Origin of the sequence: Endozoicomonas arenosclerae (assembly GCF_001562015.1) — a bacterium.
GTDB classification, from domain to species: Bacteria; Pseudomonadota; Gammaproteobacteria; order Pseudomonadales; family Endozoicomonadaceae; genus Endozoicomonas_A; species Endozoicomonas_A arenosclerae.
On sequence record NZ_LASA01000177.1, the window covers coordinates 1 to 3,408 of the forward strand.

A 3,408-nucleotide genomic window follows, 5' to 3' on the forward strand; every position below is an offset into this window, starting at 1 on the left:
GCGTATAACTTGAGGCGGATGTTCAGCCTGAAACAAGTGAATGAAGAGCAGTGGTTGGAACTGGTCTTGTTGGCGACTTATCTGTGGCACTATTGGGCTGATCTGAGGCCAAGAGTGAGAAAAATCATAAGGACAAGTTGAAAATGTAATGCGCCGGAGAGGGTTTTATAAGTTCTCTCCGGAATAGTCAGAGTCTGAAATTACTTGAACTGCGTTTATGGGTTCAAGTCCGACAGGCTGCTAGGCTTCGAACTGCAACTGTTGTCACCTCGGTCGCTCGAATTACTGGCAAGGTACAAACTGCCTTCCAGGCCCAGTAGCTTTCAGGCCTTGGTAAAAAGAGACCGGGACATCATCATGTCCGATACATCAGGCGGTGCCTATTTCTACCTGGACGACCAAGACCGTGTAGTACTGGCAGACAGTACTCAAACCATTGTTCGTGTTGGCCACTACCAGGATGAAAAAGGGCAATGGTCATTTAAGCTGGAAGACAGCTGGGATGTCAGCGAGATAGCACCCAATGACTGCATGGACTGGGGCAACTGGTTTCCCAAAGGTGAATGCGATCCGATTACCGCTGTCATGCCTGACAGTAAAGGGTTGATCTGGTGGGTTACCCGATATGGCCGAGTAGGCACACTGAACCCTGATAATGGCAAGGTCAAAGGCATCAAACTGGATAATGAAGAAATTCAGAATGGATTCTCTGTTGATCAGAATGCTGTTTACATCGTCTCGGATCATGCCACCTACAGCATGAAAGCCAGTTCAGATGGCACTCCAGAAACCATCTGGCGGGAAACCTATGATAGAGGAAGTGCCCGAAAAGTAGGTTCCATCAACCAGGGTTCCGGCACAACACCAACACTCATTGGTGATAAGTACATTACAGTCACTGACAATGCTGATGAAAGAATCAACCTGCTGGTTTATCGTCGTGAATCGGACTTTGCGGGTGATCGACTGATTTGTACTGTTCCCCTTTTCACTGCTGGCCAGTCATCCACGGATAATTCGATGGTGGGTTACGGTCGATCCATCATTATTGAGAACAATTTTGGTTATACCAATGCCATGGAGCATAAAAACTGGGACGCCATTAAAGGCGGCATCAGTCGTATTGATATCAGAGAGGATGAATCGGGTTGTGATGTCATTTGGAACTCTCCTGAGAAAGCGCCTTCGGTTGTCCCTAAAATGTCCTCAGCCAACGGACTGGTTTACTTCTACACATTTGAACCTCAGAAAAACTCCGAAAATGTTGCCTGGTACCTAATGGCTCTGGACGCTGAAACCGGAGAAACCAGATTCAAGATTCGCACAGGCTCCGGGCAACAGTTTGATAATAACTGGGCCCCCATCTCCATTGGTCCGGATGGAACCGCCTATGTAGGCACGCTCAATGGAATTCTGGCCATCTGGGATAACAATAAACAAAGTCCTGAAGGGTGAAATACCCAGTAAATAAATGTTCTGTTTTTCAGGCATAATGAATCTTTCGTTATGCCTGATTGAACATAAAAGGCAAAGGATTGAGTATGCCCAGACCCAGAGTCAGAAACCAGATCATTATCGCAGCCCGTTCTTTGCTGGATACCGGGGGCATCAAGGCTATTACGACCAAAGCTGTTGCCGAACATGCCGGCGTCACTGAAGCCAGTGTGTTCAATAACTTTGGTGATAAGAGCGGGTTGATCCAGGCCATCGTTCGAGAAGCCATGCCAGAACAACAGGCTCTGACTCAATGCATTGAAGGTGACTTTGAAGAGATTGAGAGCTGGCTTGAAGAAGTTTTCAGTCGCTCCATTATCTATTTTCGAACCATTTTACCGATGACGGCCCCCTTTCTGTCTTCACCACAGAAAAAGCACGACAACCCACAAGGTTTCTATCCACCCCGTCTCGCGCTTTTCCGTCGTTTTCAGACGCTGAAGACAGAAGGACAAACTTCAGAGCGTTTTAACCCTAAACTGGCTGCCATGATGTTAATGGGTGCAGCCATGCATACTGCTACTACTCAGCTGACCCTTGGCTCAAGTGATTTTGATGAATCGGTTGCAGGCAGCGAACTGATCCACACTCTAGGCATGACCCTGGAAGCAGAGGAAAACTGATTTCCTCTGCCTACCTTATCGATTGACTGTAAAGCTCCCTCTCCTTTTCTATTGCCAACCCTCCTAACACCGTTGTCAGTGTTTCCAAGCCTTGAAGGAAATAAACTGATCAAATCGGGTATTTTTAATCAAAGGAGATGGATGATGGAACCGACGCTCTCTGATCAAAGGACTCAGGGCTTTACTTTGGCTCATCAGCCACCTTTCAGTGCTGAGGCCTCTCCTCATGCCCGCTACATTGATAGAAAAGTCGCCAAACTGAGGCAGAATGGCCGTCACTTTCAGACTAAGCCACAGGCGCTTAGCATTGGAAGCCCCGATAACCCCCGGCAAGTTTCGATCTCACCCCGACAAGAAGCCACACCTGGAGCATTAAATTATTTTTCTAAAGGGGAACGCGTCAACCTTAATTGTCAGGCATACAGACAAAGACAGTATGGAACAGAGTTAGTAGAGTGCCGCCACCTGTCCTACGCCTATGCAGCAGAACAATTCGGTAGCACAGCCACCCGATTCAAACCTGTTGCCAGCTTGAACCACATCGCAGCTGCGGGCTTCATCCCTGATGATGAAAAGTTAAATAAAAAGTTCCTGCATGGCCGCTGCTCTGCAGACGCCTTATATTTTAGTCCTGATACCTTCACCCAAACTCTCTGTCATGTGGCATCAGAACTTAAAGAAAAGGACAAGAGAAGTTATCTTCTCTTTACCGCCAACCACGCTATGGCTTTGCGATTCACATTGAGCCCGGAAAAAGGTTTGGTGATCTTTTTCTACGACCCCAACGACACTCTCAGACACCGAAAAATTGTTTTAGACTCTGTTGAAGATCTGAGTTCAATCACTATTGATGACTTTATTCCAGAAAGAGAGAAGCTTTTATACTTTCCCGAAGATCAACAAGCCGGATGCCTTCTGAGTCTTAAAACCAAAGTTAAACGTGATGAATGCCGAGTAAGATGCTCTGCTCAACCCTCTGAAAGCATCTCCCAGTTAATGTTAACTAACGGGCATTATGGACACCCGGAGCTTAGCGGTAGCTCAGAGTATTTTCCAATTGAAAAATGAGCCTGAAGAAGAGTGCATGACTCCGGCCTCAGGCTGGTCGTTCATAGATGACTGTTAGTAAGTTCTCTCTGGCGTTTTGAAGCCTTCGTGCCGCTTCATTATCGGTCATGACATGCGCTTTCGCCTCCAAACTTTTCAGGGTGACTCCGCTCTTCAAGTATTGCTGGGCATCTTGCAGAGAAACAAACTTTTCATAGGGCGTCATCATATCTTCGTAACGGTA

General features: G+C 47.0%; 4 protein-coding genes. 3 read left to right on the plus strand and 1 reads right to left on the minus strand.

The genetic code is table 11. The features are described from left to right. The first annotated feature begins 357 nt into the window (after positions 1–357). The 3 genes from WG89_RS25790 (at position 358) to WG89_RS25800 (ending at position 3,185) form a co-directional block, all read left to right on the plus strand. Positions 358–1,455, plus strand: a complete 1,098-nt coding sequence (locus WG89_RS25790; RefSeq protein WP_216638560.1) for a PQQ-binding-like beta-propeller repeat protein — start codon at positions 358–360, stop codon at positions 1,453–1,455. A gap of 86 nt (positions 1,456–1,541) precedes the next feature. Continuing rightward, the gene (locus tag WG89_RS25795) at positions 1,542–2,117 is read left to right on the plus strand and encodes a TetR/AcrR family transcriptional regulator (RefSeq protein ID WP_062270544.1); all 576 of its coding nucleotides are present in this window, start codon (positions 1,542–1,544) and stop codon (positions 2,115–2,117) included. Between the two features lie 141 nt (positions 2,118–2,258). Next, the gene (locus tag WG89_RS25800) at positions 2,259–3,185 is read left to right on the plus strand and encodes a ShET2/EspL2 family type III secretion system effector toxin (protein WP_079254059.1); all 927 of its coding nucleotides are present in this window, start codon (positions 2,259–2,261) and stop codon (positions 3,183–3,185) included. 28 nt (positions 3,186–3,213) lie between these two features. On the opposite strand, the gene WG89_RS31385 is transcribed toward WG89_RS25800, so the two are convergent. Further along, positions 3,214–3,408: hypothetical protein (locus WG89_RS31385; protein WP_216638507.1), on the minus strand; the 195-nt coding region annotated here is incomplete at its 5' end.